The organism is Paraburkholderia sp. SIMBA_027 (assembly GCF_046535315.1).
GTDB lineage: Bacteria > Pseudomonadota > Gammaproteobacteria > Burkholderiales > Burkholderiaceae > Paraburkholderia > Paraburkholderia tropica.
Genome location: NZ_JAWRWY010000288.1, coordinates 1 through 310, shown reverse-complemented (window position 1 = coordinate 310; position 310 = coordinate 1). Strand labels below are relative to the sequence as shown.

The following is a 310-nucleotide window of genomic DNA, read 5'->3' as shown; positions in this document are numbered from 1 at the left end:
GGACGCGCCAACCGTTTTGCTGAACGTATTCAGGCTGGAATGATCTGGATGAATACCGGACCGATACTGGACGGTCCATCTCCGTGGGGTGGATATAAGCAATCCGGAATTGGTAGGGAAATGGGACCGGATCCTCTTAGTGCCTATACTGAAAGTAAATCTATTATAACGTACATAGGATCATAGTTATTTACATAAAAATACATACGATAAATACAATCAGTTTACTATTAGTGGGTAAAGTAGTCATTATTACAAGAGCTGATTCAGGAATTGACTAATTCATCTTTACTACTCCATAAATGATTTA

1 protein-coding gene is annotated in these 310 nt (G+C 38.7%); it reads left to right on the top strand.

What is annotated here, in order from left to right; genetic code table 11:
- On the top strand, positions 1-186 hold a 186-nt coding region (locus SB764_RS39130; RefSeq protein ID WP_410866631.1), incomplete at its 5' end, for an aldehyde dehydrogenase family protein.
- Positions 187-310 lie beyond the last annotated feature (124 nt).